Annotated in this window: 14 protein-coding genes; 2 read left to right on the forward strand and 12 right to left on the reverse strand. The window is 29.2% G+C overall.

Annotation, left to right across the window (positions count from 1 at the left end; all coding sequences use genetic code 11):
• The 10 genes from FNZ64_RS12005 to FNZ64_RS12050 all read right to left on the reverse strand — a co-directional run bounded on the left by FNZ64_RS12005 (nucleotide 1) and on the right by FNZ64_RS12050 (nucleotide 13,868).
• Complete coding sequence (locus FNZ64_RS12005) at nucleotides 1-951, reverse strand: AAA family ATPase (RefSeq protein ID WP_142415191.1); 951 nt, start codon at nucleotides 949-951, stop codon at nucleotides 1-3.
• Between the two features lie 282 nt (nucleotides 952-1,233).
• Nucleotides 1,234-1,692 carry a COG2426 family protein gene (locus FNZ64_RS12010; RefSeq protein WP_142415193.1) on the reverse strand — a complete coding sequence of 153 codons (459 nt, stop codon included), beginning with the start codon at nucleotides 1,690-1,692 and terminating at the stop codon, nucleotides 1,234-1,236.
• A gap of 151 nt (nucleotides 1,693-1,843) precedes the next feature.
• On the reverse strand, nucleotides 1,844-2,173 hold the full coding sequence (locus FNZ64_RS12015; protein WP_142415195.1) for a single-stranded DNA-binding protein: 330 nt from the start codon (nucleotides 2,171-2,173) through the stop codon (nucleotides 1,844-1,846).
• Between the two features lie 82 nt (nucleotides 2,174-2,255).
• Nucleotides 2,256-3,086 (reverse strand): YihY/virulence factor BrkB family protein, encoded by an 831-nt coding sequence (locus FNZ64_RS12020; protein ID WP_142415196.1) that lies wholly within the window; start codon nucleotides 3,084-3,086, stop codon nucleotides 2,256-2,258.
• Nucleotides 3,087-3,199: 113 nt separating this feature from the next.
• Nucleotides 3,200-7,012 carry a helicase-exonuclease AddAB subunit AddA gene (gene addA / locus FNZ64_RS12025; protein ID WP_142415198.1) on the reverse strand — a complete coding sequence of 1,271 codons (3,813 nt, stop codon included), beginning with the start codon at nucleotides 7,010-7,012 and terminating at the stop codon, nucleotides 3,200-3,202.
• Complete coding sequence (locus tag FNZ64_RS12030) at nucleotides 6,999-10,727, reverse strand: PD-(D/E)XK nuclease family protein (protein ID WP_142415199.1); 3,729 nt, start codon at nucleotides 10,725-10,727, stop codon at nucleotides 6,999-7,001. Before FNZ64_RS12030 ends, addA begins: the two co-directional genes overlap by 14 nt.
• Before the next feature lie 206 nt (nucleotides 10,728-10,933).
• Complete coding sequence (gene ytvI / locus FNZ64_RS12035) at nucleotides 10,934-11,980, reverse strand: sporulation integral membrane protein YtvI (protein WP_142415201.1); 1,047 nt, start codon at nucleotides 11,978-11,980, stop codon at nucleotides 10,934-10,936.
• A gap of 74 nt (nucleotides 11,981-12,054) precedes the next feature.
• Nucleotides 12,055-12,894, reverse strand: coding sequence for a DegV family protein (locus FNZ64_RS12040; protein WP_142415208.1), 840 nt, complete (start codon nucleotides 12,892-12,894; stop codon nucleotides 12,055-12,057).
• 23 nt (nucleotides 12,895-12,917) lie between these two features.
• Nucleotides 12,918-13,484: a TetR/AcrR family transcriptional regulator gene (locus FNZ64_RS12045; protein ID WP_142415209.1), complete on the reverse strand. Its 567-nt coding sequence runs from the start codon at nucleotides 13,482-13,484 to the stop codon at nucleotides 12,918-12,920.
• 186 nt (nucleotides 13,485-13,670) lie between these two features.
• Nucleotides 13,671-13,868 (reverse strand): hypothetical protein, encoded by a 198-nt coding sequence (locus tag FNZ64_RS12050; RefSeq protein ID WP_142415210.1) that lies wholly within the window; start codon nucleotides 13,866-13,868, stop codon nucleotides 13,671-13,673.
• Nucleotides 13,869-13,971: 103 nt separating this feature from the next.
• Between FNZ64_RS12050 and FNZ64_RS12055 the strand changes: the two genes are divergently transcribed.
• Entirely contained in the window at nucleotides 13,972-15,033 is a 1,062-nt protein-coding gene (locus FNZ64_RS12055; protein ID WP_185903768.1) for an alpha/beta hydrolase, read from the forward strand.
• A gap of 72 nt (nucleotides 15,034-15,105) precedes the next feature.
• Nucleotides 15,106-17,031 carry an ABC-F family ATP-binding cassette domain-containing protein gene (locus tag FNZ64_RS12060; protein ID WP_142415211.1) on the forward strand — a complete coding sequence of 642 codons (1,926 nt, stop codon included), beginning with the start codon at nucleotides 15,106-15,108 and terminating at the stop codon, nucleotides 17,029-17,031.
• 166 nt (nucleotides 17,032-17,197) lie between these two features.
• Here the strand turns inward: FNZ64_RS12060 and FNZ64_RS12065 are convergent, their stop codons facing one another.
• Nucleotides 17,198-18,184 (reverse strand): biotin--[acetyl-CoA-carboxylase] ligase, encoded by a 987-nt coding sequence (locus FNZ64_RS12065; protein WP_142415212.1) that lies wholly within the window; start codon nucleotides 18,182-18,184, stop codon nucleotides 17,198-17,200.
• 236 nt (nucleotides 18,185-18,420) lie between these two features.
• A complete protein-coding gene (locus tag FNZ64_RS12070; RefSeq protein ID WP_142415213.1) occupies nucleotides 18,421-19,374 on the reverse strand; it encodes a dipeptidase in 954 nt (317 codons plus the stop codon).
• Nucleotides 19,375-19,671: the final 297 nt, after the last annotated feature.

The following is a 19,671-nucleotide window of genomic DNA, read 5'->3' on the forward strand; positions in this document are numbered from 1 at the left end:
CTAAACTTCTTCCAAAGGTGTATCTACATTGCTTAATATTTCTTCAATTACCCTTTGAGCAAGTCCTCTATCCATATCTACTTCTGTATGTAATACTAATCTATGACTTAAAACAGAAGTTGCCATATTTTTAACATCTTCTGGTATGACAAAATCTCTTCCATGTATAGCTGCATGGGCTTGAGATGCTTTCATAAGAGCTAGTGTTGCTCTGGGGCTGCATCCCACTCTACACTCATCATGTTTTCTAGTTTCCTTTATAATATCTAATATGTATTCTTTTATAGGTATACTTACGTGAATCTTCTTATAATTTTCTTGAACAAAAGCTACTTCCTCTAGAGTAACTACTGACTGTAGTGATTCTAAAGGATCCTCTTCCATAAACCTATCCATCATATCAAGTTCTTCTGTTTTGTTTGGATAACCCATGGAAAGTCTTATAAAAAATCTATCTAGTTGTGCTTCTGGAAGTGGAAATGTTCCAAATTGTTCTACTGGGTTTTGTGTTCCCATAACAAAAAAGGGTTTATCTAAATATATGGTATCTCCTCCTATGGTTATTTGTCCTTCTTCCATACACTCTAATAGTGCAGATTGTGTTCTTGGAGTTGCTCTATTTATTTCATCTGCTAGAACAAAATTTGTAAGTAATGGTCCTTTTCTAAACTCAAATTCTCCTAACTTCTGATTATAGAAATATATTCCCGTAAGATCAGAAGGAAGCAAGTCTGGTGTAAACTGAATTCTTTTAAAATCACAATTTAAAGATTTTGCAAGACTTTTTGCTAGTTTAGTTTTGCCAAGTCCAGGTACATCTTCTAAAAGTACGTGTCCCGAGCATATAAATGCAACAATAATTTTATCTATTTTATCACTTTTTCCCACAATAACCTTACTAACATTATCATTTAATTTCTTCCTAAATTCCTGAAACTTTAAAATATCCATTAAAATACCCCCATGTAATAAATATGTATTCGGAAACATAATAGATCTTTTTTCTATTATATAATTTACTATAACTTTATTATACCAGTTTGTTTTGGAATTTTCTAAATATTTATATAAAAAAAGAGCTTTCTTATATAAGCAGCTCTTTAAAAACATGTTACCCATTAAATTTTATATTTAACCTTTAATTTAAGCCCTGTTATACACTCTATACTAATATACTAAGCTTGGAGAACTGCCATTGTAGTTTTTCCAGTTATAGCTGTTAGACATTCTACACTAATATCCTAAGGCAGCTGGAAGTGCTATAGTCAAGGCTGTTATTATTACTGCAGATAAAAATGCACCAACTGCTGCACAAAACATAGACTTTTTAAAATTAAATTTTAAAAAGGCAGCTATAACAGTACCAGTCCAAACCCCTGTAGTAGGAAGTGGTATAGCAATAAAAGTAATTAATGCAGGTTCTTTATATTTTTCAAATTTATCTCTATTCTTTTCTATCTTTCTTTCCACTATTTTGTATGCCCATGAAAAGATTTTATAGCGTCCTAATATGTCAAAAAGTTTATCAAATAAGAGCATAATAAAGGGTACTGGAAGTAAACTTCCTATATATGCAGTTAAAAATACTACTAAAGGATTCATTTTTTGAAGTATAATCCCATTTGGTATTGCCCATCTTTGCTCAAATAGTGGAACAGCTGCCCACAAAGCTATTTTAATAATGTTTATCATGGTTAAACTCCCTTTGCAATTATATTATAAAAACATAATAAAATTTACTTAAGTGTACTAACCAATTATACGATATAAAGAACCTTAATTACAATGAAAATAACAAAGATTTTACACTTCACTTTTAATATTTTGATTTATTAACTAAATACTATTCAGCTTTTTTATATTCTAGAAATTTTATTTCTTCACATATAATTTCTGTATAATATTTTTTTTCTCCTTCCTTATTTTCATAATTGTTATTTCTAAGTTTTCCTATTACACTAATTAGTCTTCCTTTATTAAGGTACTGAACTAAATTTTCTGCCGCCTTTCCCCATAAAGTTACTTGGAAAAAATCTGCTGACTTACTTCCTTCTTTTTGAGTATAGTCTCTATCTACTGCTATGGGAAACTTTGTATAACTCTTATTATTTTCTGTGGTAGATTTTAATGTAGCATCCTTAGTTATTCTTCCTATTAAGAAAACCTTATTCATTTTACTACTCCTCCTAAATAAGTTATGTTTTCTTTAATTTTATCCTTATTTTCTATATTTAAACATATGTTCAAAAATAATTTTAAGCCTTACTTTCCTTATCCTCTGTCCCCATAGCATTTATTTCTCCACCAACTAATATAATCATGGAGCTTATAAAAAGCCACAACATAAGTACTATTACTGCTCCTAAACCTCCATAGATTCTAGAGTATGTGTTAAAATTATTTACATAAAAAGCAAATACTTCTGATGCAATTATCCACCCTATACTAGAAAATATAGCTCCAGGAACCACATCTCTCCAACGCATCTTCCTGCAAGGAGTTACATAGTATAGTATTGAAAATACCAAAACCATAAAGAATATAGCTACAAAATATCTTATAATATTCCAATTAACTCTAAAAGATAAGGATAGCTGTAGATAATCTATTAATGTATTTCCTACCATCTCTCCAAAAACCACTAGAGAAAATGCAAATAATAATATTACTACTAAACCTATCATAGAAACTATAGATAAAATTACTGTCTTTATATAAGGTCTCCTTTCTTCTTCCTCATAGGCTTTATTTAAAGCTTTCATTACAGCTCTAAATCCACTAGATCCTGCCCAAAGTGTACCTATAATACTAAAAGACAATAGATCTACTCTTCCTCCTCTTAAAACCTCAACTACAGTAACAGAAATCAATTCATAGGCACTTTTGGGTAACATTGTATCTAAGGCCTTTAATACTTCACTAACATCCAAGGAACTATATCCCACTATAGTAAGTAAAAAAATTAAAAATGGGAAAATCGATAAAATTAGACTATATGCAAGTTGAGATGCTAAAGCATATAAATCATGTTCCTTAAATCTTATTAAAAGCCTTTTTATGTTTCTACCCACATTATCACCTTGCATAATGAATCATAGTAAAAATTCATTATACTTTTCCTTTCTTTAGAATTTTTTAATATAATCGTCACAAACCTTTTTGTAGTAGCATTACAATCTTGTATACCTTTTATTAAATGCTATTTAACCATAACATATTTATCAAGAGTAAATAAATATAAATATTTTTCTTTAACTTTTTTGCCTGTTATTCTTTCTACGGCTCTGCCATAATAATCTAATTGACTTTTATATTTATTAATTATTCCTTCTTCCTCTCCCTCTAAAAGAAAATCTGTTTTATAATCTAACAATATAATTTCTCCATCTTCATCGAAATAACAATCAATTATACCCTGTAGTAGAGTGCCTTCATCTCCATAAACTTCTCCTGATGCTGCTAAAAGTTCTGTGCTCTTTAGTGGAATATGAAATTCTTGCTCCCTATAAACTTTAGGATAAGCTTTTAACATTCTAAGCCCTAAATCTGTATTAAAAAAACTAAATATCTTATTGCAATCTACAACTTTAGATTGTTCTTCTGTAATAAATTCCTTTGCATACATTTCAAAAACTTGATTTTTTATTTCCTCTACAGACCCTACTTTATTTAAATCTAAATACTCCATTATAGCATGAAAAGCAGTACCTCTATCTGCTCCTGTAAGCCTAGTTTTTCCTTCCATAAATTTAGGTTTCTTTTTAAGTGAAGTACTAATCAAGGAGTGAGTGTTTTCCTCTTCCATAAGATTAAATCTTCTCTTTAATTCAGAAACAGTTACCACTGTAGGAAGTGTAGAAGCATTCATATATGGATATTCATAGCTCAATCTTTTATCTACAAACTCATAATATCCATCACTTTCTTTAGAACTCTCTATATAAGAACTTAATAATTCTCTTAAGCACTTTGACCTATCCTGTTCCTCTTCCTCTTCTTCAACCTCTTCAACTTCTGACTTATTCCATATCTTAATGCTCCACTTAGAGTTGTCTTCTATAAGGTTGTTTATAGTTAAATCTTCTCCAGTATATCTATAAAATTCTTCTTTTAAATTATTTATAGCTTCTCCATGTTTAACAAGTGCAAGTATAACCCAATCTAGATAGCTCTTTCCCTTTGCCACATAGAATTCTGGAACAGTTATACCCTTATTACCACAGTTTTCACAAGCTTTTTTTATAAAATCTGAAACCTTTTTTGTTGCTCCTATTAAAATCAACTTTTCTTTTGCTCTTGTAAGTGCTACATATAAAATTCTCATTTCTTCTGATAAAGTTTCTATTCTTATTTTTTCCCTTATAGCTTTTTTTACTGGTAAAGGATAAGATATTCTTCTTTCAAAATCTATAAGATCTGGTCCAAAACCTAAGCCATGGTGTAATAATAAGTTGTCATTTAAATCTTGTAGATTAAATTGTTTTCCCATACCACATAAAAATACCACTGGAAATTCTAGTCCCTTACTTTTATGAATACTCATTATTCTAACTACATTTTCATTTTCACCTAAGGTCTTTGCACTGCCCATATCTCCACTATTTTTCTTTAATCTATTTATAAAGTTTATAAAATTAAATAGTCCATTATAGCTAGTTTTACCATACTCTCTTGCTCTTTGAAATAATATCTTAAGGTTAGCCTGTCTTTGAGCACCATTTTTTAAAGCTCCTACAAAACCATAATATCCAGTTTCCATGTATAAATACCAAATAAATTCATCTATAGGAGTATATAAAGATTTTTCCCTCCAAAGCTCTAATTTATTTAAAAACTCTTCTAATCTTTCTTTTAGCTCCCCTTCTTCCTTATCTATATATCTAAGTGAAGCTTCATAAAAACTTAGGCTCTCATTTGCAATTCTAATATCTATAAAATCTTCTGAGTTAAATCCACCTATAGGAGATCTCATTACAGATAAAAGTGGTATATCTTGTATTGGGTTATCTATAACTTGAAGAAGACTAAGCATGGTCTTAACCTCAGTAGTTTCAAAATATCCTGTATTTGTATCCGCATATACTGGAATATTATATTTTTTAAATTCTTCCATAAATTGTTCTGCCCAATTTACAGTACTTCTTAAAAGAATAACTATATCTTTATACATAACCCTTCTATACTCTTTTGTTTGCTTATCTAGGACCATAAAAGGTTTTTCTTCTGACTCTAAAAGTTCTTTTATTCTTTTAGCTGTTATCTTAGCTTCATAAGATATATCTGTTGGAATATCCTTATCTTCTTCAATATCCCCTATTTCCTCTTCACCCTCATCATGGGCTTCTTTATCTAATATATGCAGTTCTATATTTCCACCTAAGGTTGCCCCTTCAATTTCCTCTTCATAATTTGCTCCTAAGTTTAGAGCTTCCCTATGGTCATATTGAAGTTCTCCAACCCTCTCTGACATTATACTCTCAAAAATAAAATTTACTCCATCTAATATTTCTTTTCTACTTCTAAAATTTTTAAAGAGCAATATCTTTTTAAATAAAGTATCTTTTTCCTCTTCCTCATCCTTAATTTCACTATAAGAATTGTACTTTGTAAGGAATAATTCTGGCTTTGCTTGCCTAAACCTATATATACTTTGCTTTATATCTCCCACCATGAAGATATTAGGATTTCCCTCTTTTATTTTTGAAACTAAATTTAGTATAAGTTCTTGAACCAAGTTTGAATCCTGATACTCATCTATTAAAATTTCCTCATATTTTTCTCTTAATTCTAAAGCTGATGAGGAAGGTATATAATTCCCTTCTTTATCTTTGAGCCATTGCCCTTTTTCATCTTTTTCTATTAATATTTCTAGGCAAAAATGTTCAAAATCATTGAAATCAATTATACCCTTTTCCTTTTTTCTCATTCTGTATTGTTGATCAAATTGCATAACTAAATAAGTTAAATTTTTTATAATAGGATAGACCTTACCATAGGATTCCTTAATCTCATCTGCTGTTATACCGGCATAGTTTTTCCTTATATCCTCTAGGGACTTTTTAACATTATTTCGTATGTTCTGAACACTTTCCTTCCCCTCTTTATCCTCAATATTCCTTATGGAAGGGAGTCTTTGAAATTTTACTACTTTAAGTTCTTCTGCAAAGGAAGTAAAAGAATTTTTTAGATTTAAACTTAAATCACTTATCATAGCTAATTCTTCACTTATAACCTTTTCGTAAGGGCTTAATTCTTCTGCAGAAGTTACAATATCATAACACTCTTCATATTGCTTATAATATTCTTCTAATTCTATTGATATAACATTTTTTAATACCTTAATCCAAGACATATGTTCTATATCTACAAAGTTTTCTAAATTAAACTCTTCACTTTTATCCATTAACCATTGTTTTGGATTTGGAGTGGTATTAGAAAAACTATGCAATCTTAAAACTAAATTCATTAAGGCAGTATCCTCTTTATTATTGCAATAAGTCTCTACTAAACTTAAAAATTCTTCCCCTATACAATGTTCTTCTAAATCTTTATTATTTATATTTTCATATTTATGATTAAATAAATCCTCCATAACCTCACTTTTAAGTAAAATTACCTCTGTCTCATCGGCTACCCTAAATCCTGGATCTACATCAACCTTATGAAAATTATTCTTTATTACATTTAGGCAAAAGGAGTGTATGGTAGTTATGCTTGCTTTATTTAAAAGAGTTAATTGTCTTTGAAGCCTTAAAGAATTTTTACCCTTTCCTATTTCTTTTGAAAGAGCATCCCCTATTCTCTCTCTCATTTCTGAAGCTGCTGCATTGGTAAAAGTAACAACCAATAATTTATCTATGTCTATAGGATTTTTCTCATCCATAATCATATTAATAATTCTCTGAACTAATACTGCTGTTTTTCCTGATCCCGCTGCTGCAGCCACTAACAAGTTACAATTTCTGGTGTTTATAACCCTTTCTTGCTCCTTAGTCCACTTAATTTCCGCCATTTTCCCTCTCCTCCTTTTCCTTCTCTAGTAACCTCCAAACCTCTTCATCCTTCTTTTCTTTTAGAATATCATATTGATTATCCTTAATAGATAAATCAAAGGCACATAAAGCCCCATATTCACAGTAATCACAAGCAGTTCCAGCTCCAGTTTTACAAGGTTTTATACCTATGTCACCTTCAATCATTTTTTCACAAGCCTTAAGTAATTTGTTTTTAACATGTTCTCTTAATAATTCAAACTGTTCTCTTGTTGCCACCTTAGAACTCTTTGTAAAATCCCCATCCTTTTTAAAACCAACTGGAAGAATTAAGGAAGCACCTTCTATTTCCCTATCCATCTCTTTAACTATCTTTGTATCCGCAATAATTAAGCCTTTCATTTTTAAAGCTTTCATTATTTCTTCTTCAATTTCCTCATCGCTTAAATTACTGCTATGTTTAACTATAGGGTTATCAATTTTAAAGTATAAGATCCCTGCAGGAAACACTGGAAATTTCTCTATCTCCTCTTCCTTTTCTAAAATAGCATCTAAATAAGTAAGAAGCTGAATTTGAAGACCATAATAGACTTCCCAAAGCTTAAAGTCTTTATTTCCAGACTTATAATCTATAACTCTAAAATACTCCTCATCTTCATAGAGCAATTTATCTACACGGTCAATTTTCCCAACTAATTTAACCTTCTCTCCTGTACTAAGTTCCAATTCTATAGGTGAATAGCCCTCTTTATCCATACCAAAACCTATTTCATAACCTAAAGGTTCAAAGCCACCTCTTTGCATATGCTCTACTATAAGCCCTGCTGATTTTATTAGAACTCTTTTTATCCTCTCACCAAAGTATTCATATTTTGAAGACCTTTTAAAAACATTACCTGTATAACTATCCATTTCTCTTTTACTTACATTTTCAATTATTTCTTTTGTAAGATTACGATCTATGATATCCCAAGTATACTTTTCCTCTACATTTCTTGAAAAACTATCTAATACCTTATGCATAAAAGTTCCTAAATCTGGAGGAGTTAAACTAAAGATTTTTCTCTCCTTTGCCTTTAATCCATACTTAACAAAATAAGCAAATGGACATCTTATATAGCTTTCAACCCTTGAAACACTAAAAACTTTATTCTCTCCATAAAGCTTAGAAACCTTATTTTTTTCTAAGGTCTCTTCCTGATTTGAATATGAAAAAGCCTCTATAATATTATTAAGGTTTTCCCTCCAATAAGGCTCCTTATAAAACCATTTAAAAACACCTCTCCAAACTTCAGATAGCTCCTGTTCTGTACAAGCTATATTTAGTTTTTCTATAAAATTATTAAAAGTAGGTACAGTACTTACAATTAAATCCTCTTCTTTTTCCTCTATTATATTGCTCTCTTCCTCTATCTTAGGAAAAATAGCCTTTAACCTAGAAATTATAATAGAAGGTCTTAAGGCCTTTCCTTCATGGTCAGCTATAGGATAACTAACCCTTAAATATTCAGAACCTAAGGTTAAGGTTGTATATATTAAATATTGCTCTTCAAAAGCTGCAGTCCTAGTGTCCTTTGCAAGCTCAACACCCTTTTCCTTTAAAAATATTCTATCGTTATCGGTAAATATACCTTCTTTATTATTTATTTGAGGGAATACCCCATCATTTACTCCAATTAAAAATAAATACTTTATATTATGCCCTCTTAAACGTTCCACACTACTTACAATAACTTCCTGAAGTGCTTGAGGAATAAAGCCCATTTTATGATCCTTAAATCCTAAAGTTAATATTTTTGAAAACTGTGAAAGTGAAATATAATCTTCTCCTAAAACTTCAACCACTTGATCCAAAAGTTCTATAACTAAATTCCAAATTCTACTGTATTCATTAACTTGTTCAATATTATTATGTTCCTGAAATTCCCCAACCCATAATTCTATTCTCTCTCTTACTTTTATAGATTCTAGGAAATTAAATAATTCTATACAAAGCTTGCTACCCGTATTTTTTCCCTTTAACTTACCACTAAATTCAATTAAAGGTTTGGTAAACTCATCTCTTGTTTTAGTTATAATTCTTATTTCATTTAAAAGTGCTTCTATAGGTGAAAATTCTTCTTCCGCTACAGCTTCATCAAATAAATATATTATTTCATATAGTTCCCCATTTTTTAATAAGTTTAATATTTCATCTTCACTTATTAGCTCAAGCTTTTCTTCTAAATCAATTTTTAGTTTATCCTCTAGTGTACTAGGTTTTAAAATCTCCTCAGCCCTAGTTTTTATGTCCTTAATACTTTCTTCTAAACTATTTAAATAATCTCCTCTTTTTCCACTTTCCATAGAAGATAATACTCTTTTAAGAAACTTATTTATACTATATTTTAATCCATAATTTAAGCTCATGGTCTTAAACCAAGTATCATTATCTGTCCAAGATTTCTTTCCTTTTATTCCAGAGCTTAAAGCATAATTCTCTAATAAATCTATATTCTTTTTTTCTATACCTGTTAAATTAGTTTTTAAATATCTAAATACACTTTCATAATTCCAGTTGTTACCTAAAATCTCCATAAGTGAGGTTATAAATACTATTAAATTATTTGAAGTTATATCCTTTTTCTCATCTATAAAATAAGGAATTTTATATTCATTAAATATGGACTTAATTAAATTCTCATAAATATCTAATTCCCTTGTTATAACTGCAATTTCACTAAACTTTACCCCTTTTTCCCTACACAAATGCAAAATAGAAGTAGCAAGATGCTCTACCTCTGAATATATATTCATTGCCTTAAATACTCCTATATCATATACAGGATTTTCATATGGTTTAAAAGGATATGCAAAATAATTATTTTCTAAATATGAAAGTTCCGTAGAATTCTTAAATTTTATAGAAGGTTTGTTACTTAAACTTACAGGTTCCTCTATGGCTTTACCTAGTTTTTCCGCTAATTTTATAAGCTTTTCTTCTGTATAGATTATAGGAGAAAATATCTCTCTATAAGTAGGACTCTTGCTATCATCATAATCCATATTTAAGGTAATATTTAAATTGCAATTATTTTTTATAAGCTCTTCTAAAATTAAATATTGTTGAGGGGTAAAGCCGCTAAATTCATCTATCCAAATATCCGTATCTTTTAATATACTACTTTCCCAAATCTTACTTTTTAATATGGTTAAATCTTCATCTGGATCTATATACCCTTTATGTAACACCTCTTCAAACTTACTATATATTAAAGAAATATCGCTTATTTTATTGTATATAAAAGTATTTTCTTCTAGGTTATCCTTTAATTCATTTAAATCCTCTGGAGCAATATTATATCTTTTAAATTCACATATTATCTCCCCTAAAGTACTAACAAAGCCTTTCTGCTTAGCTGCCAAAGAATAAACCTTAAGATCCTCTTTTAGCTCTTCTATAATTTTATAAAGTAACATGGTCTTACCAGAAGTCTCCATATGTCTTCTAGTAACCCCTCCAACTTCCTTAAACACTCTATAAGCCATTCTTTTAAAGCTTAATACATCAATACCTTTTCCTAAAAAACCAATTTCATCTACTAGCTTTTTTTCCGTTTGAAAGGTAAGTTGTTCTGGTACAATTAATATTAAAGATTTATTCTCATCTTTACTTTTATATTTCTTTTTTATCTCATCTATAACAAAAGAAGTCTTACCACTACCACTTCTCCCATAGATAATTCTAATACCCATAGCTTTTTACTCCTCTCATAGTAAAATTTAATCTCACCCTAGTCGCTCTAATACTCACACCTTTTTCAAAGTGACAGAAAAGAGCGGCTACGTCCCTGGATAAGGATTTCTCCTAAAAGATAACGACTTCTAAGGAGTAAAACTCCTAAGAATTCTGTTAATAAGCTTCAGAGGAGTAAGATTTCCTCTGAAGCTAAGAACTCTCTTTATAGCACTCCTACTTGTTCTAATAGATTATAAAATACCACTAAAAACATAAAATACATCATGCCCATAATTCCATTAACTTTTAATCCAATAAATATAGCTGCAAGCACAGCTACAGGATGTATTCCTAAAGAACTTGATACAAGTTTAGGTTCTACAATTTGCCTTATGGCTGATATTATAGCATAGGATATTATTAGAGCTATGGCAGTAAACTTATTTCCTGTAAGCCAATATATAATCACAAGAGGTGTATAAATGGCACCAATACCTAAAACTGGCAATATATCCGCTATACCGGATATAATACTTAAAATTAAGGCATACTTAATATCTAAGACCGTAAATACAATGAGAGTCTCAATAAAAGTTAAAAAGATAATAACTAAATAGGAAAGTCCATAGTTTAGTAACTTTTTCTTTGCCTCATTATATATATTAGAAGCTCTTCCCCCTTTAAACCTTGTAAAATTCATTACTCCTGTTTCTACAGATAAATCTTTTGTGAAAAAATAAGTTGTAATTATAGTGAAAAAGACAACCATAATTATATAAGGAAAATTTGATACAAATCCTAAAGTAAAAGATACTAAGGACGTAGATAAATCCATAATATTTCCTGAGTATTTTGATATTACTCCTGATGCATGATTTTTTATGCTATTTAAAAGTTCTGGATTTATATTATTATATCTGTTCTGAATATTTTCCATAAGCTCATATATTTTATCTGAATTATTTACAATATAACTTTGAATATTCTTAGCAAATTGTGCAATTTCTCTACTTATAATAGATATTCCCCAAAATAATAAAAGAAATATAATAGAAAAAAATATTATATTTGTAATTAAGCAAGAAAAGGTATTATTTATCTTTAACTTTTTAATTAGATATTCTGTTGGTCTTTTTAATATTAAAGCAAAAATTAACGCTATAACAAAGGGGAATGTATACTTCAATGTACCAAAAAAAATCAAAAAAATCATAGTGTATACTAGGAAAAATATAATAATCCTGTCAAGCTTTTTAAATGACTCTTCCAATGAAATTACCTCCTAATCTATTTTGAGCTTCAGAAGTAAAACCCCTGAAGCTCAAAATTATTTAACTCTTTTTATTATACCTCAAAATAGCCTACGCCTACTAGTCCTGGACCACTATGTACTCCAGCAACGGGACTAATATTTTCTCCTAAATATACAGAAATAACATTAGGCAACTCCTTTAAGCTCTCATAAACAGTTTTCATTTCTTCTTCCGCATTTCCATGCATTAAATAAACCTTTCCTTTATTAGTGTAGGTCGAAATTATATCTACTAATCTTCTTAAAGATTGTTTTCTTCCTCTCACCTTATCATAAGTTGTATAACTTCCATCATCATGCATAGTTATAATTGGCTTTAAATTTAAAATATCCCCTATGGTTCCTGCAACCTTACCAATTCTACCGCCTTTTTTTAGATATTTTAAAGTTCCAACCACAAAGAAGATATGGAGTTTACTTTTCATTATAGGTAATGCTTTTTTTATTTCATCAAAGGTTTTTCCTTCCACTATCATTTTACCACATTCTTGTACTAAAACTCCTTCACCTATGGATATACTCTTTGAATCAAAAATAAAACTTTCAATCTCTGAATGATCCTCACTAACTAATTTTAATGCATTATATATACCAGATAATCCTGAAGAAAGTGTTATCCCTATTGCATGGGTATATCCTTCGTCTTTTAACTTTTTAAATAAATTCTCCATATCAGAAAGTGATGGAAGAGAAGAAGTTGGTATTTCTCTGTCAAAATTATTGTATATCTCCTCTGGGCTTATATCTACCCTATCTAAGTATTCTTTTTTTTCATATATTATTCTAAAGGGAAGAACATGAATATTATACTTTTCTATAATTTCCTTGCTTACATCACTAGCACTATCAGTTATTAAGGCTATTTTTTCCAATTTAACTCCTCCTAAATTTAATATTATTTTTCTTTAAGGACATATTTTACTACCGAATCTATATCCACATAGTCTATGCTCATAATATTTTGAATCATAAACCCTTGAAGAGCAGCTACTATTATGTTAGAGATAACTTCATAATCTAAATCTTTATTTTTAAATATCAATCTTAATCCTTCTTTTATAATGGTTTTCCACTTTATATACTCTTCATTAATTTTTTTTCTTAAATCCTCATTATTAGTCATTGACTCTTGTACCAGGCAAAGATGCAATCTTCCCTTTTCTTCTGACTTTAAAATTTCTTTGAACATCTTTTTAATCACTTCTACAGGTTCAGCTTTTCTATCTAACTTTTCAACAGTATTATTAATATTTTCCTCAATTTCATAAAAATATTGCCTAGCAATTTCATTTATAAGATCATTTTTAGAAGAAAAATAATAATAAAGAGTTCCCTTGCTTATACCAACTTCCCTAGCTATGTCCGAAAGACTCGTACTTTCAATACCCTTTTTTACTATGAGTCTCTTAGTTGCTTCTAAAATTTTATATTGATTACCTATATTATTATCCTTATTATCCAATTAAATACTCCCCTTTTTTCAATTCATCCGACCGACCGACTTAACAATTTTAGTATAACAATGAAAAATATTGGTGTCAATACAACTATGAACATAAAAACAAGGTGCAGTAAAGATTATTTTTGTCTATCTTTACTGCACCTTTATTATAACTATTATCTAATAACTACATGTAAAATCTAGCCTTTATAATAAAAATTCTACTGAAAAAATTTGTTCAGAGGAAACATCCTTTCCTAATATATTTATACTACCTTTAATCTCTTTATTGCTCATTAGGAATTGAATTAATTTTAAATAATTAAGACTTTTAATAATTTTATCTGTTTCCTGCTGAGTAAAAACTCTTTTCTTACCATCCTTAAAATTTAAAGCTAATTTCATTTTGTGCTCCTTAATATTATTCTAATATATTATATGTATTCTTTCACATTTTGCTAGTATTTTAATATTATTAAAGTGTATCAATATATAAGGAATGTTAAATTTGAAAATAGACTTTTTTTATGAAAGAGAAAAATTACCCTATACTAGTGGATTTATTCAAAAGGGGAAAAACTATCGTTGTAATTATATAAGGTTTAAAAGTTTATATAAAAACGCTAAAAAAGGTACTGAAACTGTAGAACTATATAATTTTCAGCCAAAATCTTCTGCTAGTGCTTCTGTTATGGTTATTCCGGGTCTTGGAACTAGAAATATTAAATTTTTACTATGGCTTGGTGCACATCTAGCCTCTTCTAATGTAAGCTGTAATGTTCTTATTCTTCCTGGAAATTATACACGTGTAGAGGAGGGTTCTGTAAGCGGAAAAACCTATGTTTACCCCGATGTGAATATTATGTACAATTCTTGGCAACATGCTGTTGTAGATATTAGAACCTCCATAGACTTTCTAGAAGATAAAAACCTTTGGGAAGAAAAAAATTGTATGCTAGGATATTGTCTCGGTGGTATGCTATCTTCAATGGTAACCTCTTTAGACCCTAGAATAAATGAAACTATGTTTTTAAATACCGGCGGCTACTTTCCTAAAATAATTCATGAATCCACTGTTGGAAACTTTGCTAGAAAAATGTTTAAAAAAGGTTATGAAACAGATTATTTCTTACATGATAAAAATAAATTATATGAAATCTATGATAGGGATTTATCCATAGTTAAAAATATGGATTTAGAAGAACTTATAAACTCTAATGAAATTCATCCTCTATTTAAAATTGATCCCCTATCCTATGCACATTTTTTAGATAAAAAAAAGGTTACTTTTATAGATGCAATTTATGATGAAACTCTACCTATAACCAGTAGAAGTCTACTCTTTAAAGAGTTAAAGGGTTCCACAAGATATCTACTACCTGCAACCCATGGATTGCTCCTGCCCTTTGAATTTTTTATAGCTCAGTATATAATGTTAAAGTTAAATATAAAAGAAGTTAAGGACTTAAAAATGTTTATTCCTAATAAATTAATTCCTGATAAGCTAATTCCAAAGGATTTTAAAATTCCTTTAGTCTCTGATGTGCTTCAATATTTTACAAATGAATAAAATATATTATTTTTCCTTAAAATACAGTACAATATACATGGTAAACAAATTTATTAGAAGAGGATGATTTAAATGAATCTGATTTCAATGGAAAACCTAAGTAAAAGCTATAGTGAGAAAATTCTCTTCCATAATATCTCTTTAGGCATTAATGAAGGCGATAAAATAGGGGTTATAGGTATAAATGGAACAGGAAAGTCTACCTTACTTAAGGTTATTTCTGGTGTAGAGTCCTATGATGAAGGAAATATAATAAAAAACAATAAAGTTCATATAGAATATCTAGAACAAAACCCTGAATTCGATGAAAACTCCACTGTACTAGAGGAAGTTTTTAATGGAAATTCTCCTATAATGGTTACTCTTAGAGAATATGAAAGTGCCTTAGATATGGCTAAGGAAAATCCAGAAAATATAGATATTCAAAATAGAATAATTTCTCTTTCATCAAAAATAGATGCTTTAAATGCTTGGAATATAGAAAGCACAGCTAAAACTATATTAAATAAACTTGGCATTACAAAATTAAATAGCAAAATTAACACCCTATCAGGAGGACAGAAAAAGAGAGTGGCCCTTGCAAGAACTCTAATTACCCCTTCTGAACTATTGATTTTAGACGAGCCTACAAACCATATGGATAATGAAACCATAGCTTGGCTTGAAGAATTTTTAAATCATAGAAAAGGTGCCCTTCTTATGATTACCCACGATAGATACTTTTTAGATAGAGTATCAAATAAAATCATAGAACTAGACCATGGGAATTTATATTGTTATGAAGGAAATTTTAGTGTATTTTTAGAAAAGAAAATAGAAAGAGAAGCTCTAGAAGCATCTATGGAAGATAAACGTCAAAACCTTTTAAGATATGAACTTGCTTGGATAAAAAGAGGCGCCAAAGCTAGAACTACAAAACAAAAGGCAAGAATTCAAAGATTTGAAGACTTATCATCACAAGATGCTCCAGTAAAATCAAGTGATGTAAATATATCCACAGCTCATAGTAGGCTTGGGAAAAAGATAATAGAACTTGAAAACATAACTAAAAACTTTAAAGATAAAAAAATTATAGAAGACTTCTCTTATATCATGGTTAAAGAAGATAGGATAGGCATCATTGGAGAAAATGGCATAGGTAAGTCCACTCTAATGAACTTAATTAGTGGAAATTCAACTTTAGATAATGGTTCTATAGAAATAGGTGAAACAGTTAAAATAGGATACTTTTCTCAAAGTAATTATGATTTAAAAGAAAACCTAAGAGTAATAGAATATATTAAGGAAACCGCGGAATTTGTAGAAACTTCTGATGGAGAAAAAATAAGTGCATCACAAATGCTTGAAAGATTTTTATTTACACCAGAAGCACAATGGACACCTATTAATAAACTATCCGGTGGGGAAAAAAGAAGATTATACTTATTAAAAGTTCTAATGGAAGCTCCTAATGTACTCTTACTAGATGAACCTACTAATGATTTAGATATATCAACCTTGCAAATATTAGAAGAGTATATAGAAAACTTCAATGGACCTATAATGGTAGTATCCCACGATAGATACTTCTTAGATAAAATAGCAAATAAAATTTTTTCCTTTGAAGGAAATGGTGAAATTTTAGAGCATACTGGAAATTATTCTGACTTTATTAACTTTAAGAAGAACTTATCCACAGAAAATACTGAAAACTTAGAAACTAAAAAGAAAACTGTGGATAAACCTATGGATAAAAACCTTGAAAAGACAAATAAAACCTTAAAATTCTCCTATAAAGAACAAAGAGAATATGAAGAAATTGAAAGTGTTATAGCATCTATAGAACAAAATTTAGAATCTATACAATCTGACATAGCAAATAATAGTACTAACTATTCAAAACTTCAAGAACTTCTTCAACTAGAATCTGAAACAGAAGAACTATTGAATGAAAAAATGGAGCGTTGGGAATACTTAAGCGAAATTGCAGAAAAAATAGAGCTGTCTAAGAAAAATTAAAAAAACTTAGGTAAAGAACTAGATGAAAAAAACTGTGTAGCTATGGAAATAATTTTTATAGCTACACAGTTTTTATTACTAATAAATTTATAAGTTTCAGAAGGATCTTCTCCTATCACTAAAACCTAGAAATATTAACATTAAAATATCTTCTTGCAATAAAACTCTAGATATATCCATATACTCCTCTCACGGAAACTTCCCCTGAGATTATTTTTTCTGTTTCTCCATTGTTGTTTTCTACTATTAAAGCTCCATCTTCACCTATATCTAAGGCTTTTACCCTTCGTTTTTTGCCTTTTTCTATTATATCTACTTCATTTCCTAGAAGTACTGAGTTTTCTCTGCAAACTTTTATACAGTTAGTTATAGATTGTTTTTCTATAAATTCTTCATAATACTTTTCAAAATTATTTACTATGCGGGCCACTAATTCTTTTCTATTAAACTCCATATTAAATTCTGCTTTTAAGGATGTCCCTATATTTATTAATTCTTCTGGAAACTCTTTTTGATCTATGTTTACGTTTATTCCTATGCCCATTACTATATAATTTATTAAGTTAAGTTCTGCACTCATTTCTGTTAGGATTCCACAAAGCTTTTTATTGTTTAAAATTATATCATTGGGCCACTTTATCTTTGTATCTATTCCTATTTCTTTTAAGGCTGAGTTTACAGCTGCTGCTCCAAGTAGGGTTATTTTAGATACGGAAAAGGGGTCTATTTCTGGTCTTAATATTATAGACATCCATATGCCTTTTCCCTTTGGCGAAACCCATGTCCTTCCCAGTCTTCCTTTTCCCTTATTTTGAAATTCGCTTATTATTACAGTACCATCTTTAGCCCCTTCACTTGCAAGTTCTTTTCCCTTAGTGTTAGTTGAATCTGTCTCTTCAAAATGAATTATTTCTCTTCCAATATATTTAGTGTTTAAATAAGGTCTTATTTCAGCATAAGTTAATGTATCTGGTGAAGTTAAAATTCTATATCCCTTTCTAGATGCAGATTCTATTTCATAGCCTTCTTCTTTTAGGATATTTATATACTTCCATATAGCTGCCCTACTAACACCGAAATGTCTACTTATATCTTCTCCTGATATAAATTCATTCTTACTTTCTTTTAAAAGCTTAAGAATCTCTTCCTTCATATGTGCATTCCTTTCTTTTATATCAAGTGGTATATGCCACTCAATACTGAATTTATAATATTTTATACTATGGATTATACTGTTTTAATAGTTATTAATAGTGTTACTCTTAATGTAATAATAAACTACCCTCACTTAATTCCTTTAATTAAGTGTTTTCATTGTCAATACTACTCTTATAGCAAGTTTACTACTTTCAAAGGATTAGTAAGTTTTTGTAAATCTTTTCTTTTACTTTATTTTAGCACTTCTTTAATAACTCTCTCAGCATTTTTATACCATATCTTTTCTATTTCAGTTTCCTTAAATCCATTTTTCTCTAAGGCATATAGAAGTTTATCCATTTCACCTATATTAGTTATTTCTACTTCTCCACCTATACCATCAAAATCCGTTCCCATTGCCATTACATCAATTCCACCTACATTTTTAATGTATTTTAGATGTTCTACCATATACTCTATTTTACCTACCCAACTTTTATTAAGAAAACCTGGGCAAAAATTTAGTCCCATAATTCCACCTTTATTTGCTAAGGCTTTTATCATTTCATCTGTTAAATTACGTGGATGATTTGTAACTCTCCTACTATTGGAATGTGATGCCACAAAAGGTTTCTTAGAATATTTAATTACATCCCAAAATCCTCCATCTGAAAGGTGAGATGTATCTACTAGTATACCCAATTCATTCATTGCTTCTACAGTTTCTATGCCTTTTTCTTTTAAGCCTTTATTCATAAATTCCGCTTTACAGTTAGGAAATCCTAAGGAGTTTTCAAAATTCCAAGTTAAGGTTATAAGTCTTACCCCCTCTTCATAGAAAAATTTTAAATTATCTAAGTTTCCTTCTAGAGCTTCCCCCTCTTCTATGGTTAAGAAAGCTGAAATTTTTCCACTATTAAAATTCTCTTCAAGCTCTTTATAATTTCTCACTAGTGCTATGGAATTTTTATTATGCTCCATTTCTTCTTTAAAAACTCTAAGAAGCTCATTACAATAGTTAAACGGACTTATTTCTTTTTTATATATTTCACTTAACTCTATAAAAAGGGCAAAAAATTGTGCTTTTGAATGAGCTTTTTTTAATTTTTCTAGGTCTACATGGAAATCATTCTTTATTAATTTGGCACTTCCATTGCTTTCATATAATTTTAATACAGTGTCACAATGCATATCTATTAAATTCATAAGATCACATCCTCAATATATTATATACAAGATTTTAAACCTCTTGTTATAGCTATTCTATTTGTATTTTATTTATATTATATTACAAATCACTAGTGTTTAATTTTTAGAAAATATTTTCATTGACATTTGTATTATAATCATTCTTTATAGTAAAATTCTTAAATTAAGCTAATATAGAATAATATTCCTATAACAAAGGGCAGACTTGCCCGCATAGTGATAGCTTGTATGGAAGTATATGGTTTTATAGTTGCAGTTAGCCACCTAACCACTTCTCCCAAGAAAACAAGATAT

Origin of the sequence: Hathewaya massiliensis, assembly GCF_902143515.1 — a bacterium.
Lineage (GTDB): Bacteria > Bacillota > Clostridia > Clostridiales > Clostridiaceae > Hathewaya > Hathewaya massiliensis.

Bases quoted from the DNA above. Each gene is read 5' to 3' on its own strand.
- FNZ64_RS12005 (WP_142415191.1), bottom strand. From the start codon at position 951: ATGGATATTTTAAAGTTTCAGGAATTTAGGAAGAAATTAAATGATAAT.
- FNZ64_RS12010 (WP_142415193.1), bottom strand. From the start codon at position 1,692: ATGATAAACATTATTAAAATAGCTTTGTGGGCAGCTGTTCCACTATTT.
- FNZ64_RS12015 (WP_142415195.1), bottom strand. From the start codon at position 2,173: ATGAATAAGGTTTTCTTAATAGGAAGAATAACTAAGGATGCTACATTA.
- FNZ64_RS12020 (WP_142415196.1), bottom strand. From the start codon at position 3,086: ATGCAAGGTGATAATGTGGGTAGAAACATAAAAAGGCTTTTAATAAGA.
- addA (WP_142415198.1), bottom strand. From the start codon at position 7,012: ATGGCGGAAATTAAGTGGACTAAGGAGCAAGAAAGGGTTATAAACACC.
- FNZ64_RS12030 (WP_142415199.1), bottom strand. From the start codon at position 10,727: ATGGGTATTAGAATTATCTATGGGAGAAGTGGTAGTGGTAAGACTTCT.
- FNZ64_RS12050 (WP_142415210.1), bottom strand. From the start codon at position 13,868: ATGAAATTAGCTTTAAATTTTAAGGATGGTAAGAAAAGAGTTTTTACT.
- FNZ64_RS12060 (WP_142415211.1), top strand. From the start codon at position 15,106: ATGAATCTGATTTCAATGGAAAACCTAAGTAAAAGCTATAGTGAGAAA.
- FNZ64_RS12065 (WP_142415212.1), bottom strand. From the start codon at position 18,184: ATGAAGGAAGAGATTCTTAAGCTTTTAAAAGAAAGTAAGAATGAATTT.
- FNZ64_RS12070 (WP_142415213.1), bottom strand. From the start codon at position 19,374: ATGAATTTAATAGATATGCATTGTGACACTGTATTAAAATTATATGAA.